This window comes from Streptomyces hygroscopicus subsp. hygroscopicus, assembly GCF_001553455.1.
Lineage (GTDB): Bacteria > Actinomycetota > Actinomycetes > Streptomycetales > Streptomycetaceae > Streptomyces > Streptomyces hygroscopicus.
This window is the reverse complement of sequence record NZ_BBOX01000651.1, coordinates 1-1,425: the sequence shown is the minus strand read 5'-3', so window position 1 is coordinate 1,425 and position 1,425 is coordinate 1. Positions and strand designations below refer to the sequence as shown.

General features: G+C 73.4%; 1 protein-coding gene. It reads right to left on the bottom strand.

Annotated elements, in window-relative coordinates; all coding sequences use genetic code 11:
- On the bottom strand, positions 1-1,376 hold a 1,376-nt coding region (locus AXW62_RS39660), incomplete at its 3' end, for a polyketide synthase dehydratase domain-containing protein (protein WP_174556492.1).
- Positions 1,377-1,425 lie beyond the last annotated feature (49 nt).

Here is a 1,425-nt window from a genome sequence, read left to right as displayed (position 1 = left end):
TCGGCCATCGAGCCGCGGGTGACCACGAGGAGGCGCGAGTCGGCGAGGGCCGGTGCGTCCGCCCATTGCTGGATCAGCCGCAGCACCGCGCCGAGGCGTGCGTGCACCTCGCCGCCGGGCTCGACGGGGGCGACCACCACGCCGTCGGGCCGTACGCCGCTGTCGATCAGCTCGGCGAGGCCGGCGCAGTCGGTGTCCAGCGTCAGGATGTCCGTCGCGGCCACCTGCGGTGCCGGCACCGGCGTCCACCGCAGCTCGAACAACGCGTTGTCGCGCGCCGGGGCCGCAGGAGCCAGCCGCTCCGTGGAGATGGGTTGCAGCCGCAGCACGTCCACCGACACGACAGGCAGACCGGTGGTGTCGTACGCCGCCAGACGCACCGTGTCACCGGCTTCCCGCGACAGGCGCACACGCAGCGCGGAGGCGCCGACCGCGTGCAGCCGTACCCCGGTCCACGCGAACGGCACCCGCAGCCCGGGGTTCTCGCCGTTCTCGCCGTTCTCACCGTTCGCGCCGTTCTCGTCGTCGGCGGTGTTCGCGGTCTCGAGCAGCAAGGCATGCAGAGCGGCGTCCAGCAGCGCCGGGTGGATACCGAAGCCCTCCGCGCCGTCCGGCAGGGCGAGCTCGGCGAACACCTCGTTCCCCTGCTGCCAGGCCGCCGTGAGGCCCCGGAACGCCGGCCCGTAGCCGTAACCCCGGTCGGCCAGCCGCTCGTAGAGCCCGTCCACCGGCACCGGCTGCGCGTCGGCAGGTGGCCACACCGCCAGGACCTCGGCCGGTGGCGCGGCGGCCTCGGCCAGAACGCCGGTCGCGTTCCGGTCCCATGCGCCGTCTCCGCCCTGGGGGCGGGAGTGGACGACGACGGTACGGCGCCCGGTCTCGTCCGGCGCCTCCACGGTCACCTGCACCGCCACCGAGCGGTCCCCGGACAGCACCAGCGGCTGCTCCAGGGTCAGCTCCTCCAGCAACCCGCAACCGACCTCGTCACCGGCGCGCAACGCCAGCTCCACGAACGCCGTACCCGGCAGCAGAACCGACCCACCGATGGTGTGGTCCGCCAGCCACGGATGCGTGTACGACGACAACCGCCCGGTCAGCACCACACCATCTTGCGACGCCGGCACCACCACCGCCCCGAGCAGCGGATGACCCGCCGACTCCAGCCCCAGCCCGACGGCATCGGCCGTCCCACGGCCCGCGTCCAGCCAGTACCGCTGGTGCTCGAAGGCGTACGTGGGCAGCTCGACCCGCCGCGCCCCGAGGCCCTCGAACCACACGGACCAATCGACGTCCACGCCGTGCACGTAAGCCTGCGCCAGACTCGTCAGCAGCCGTGCCCGGTCGTCCTCATCCCGCCGCAGCGTGCCCAAAGCCACGGCGGAAGTCTCTTGCTGTTCGGCGGTCTGCTCCACCGCGCCGGTCAGC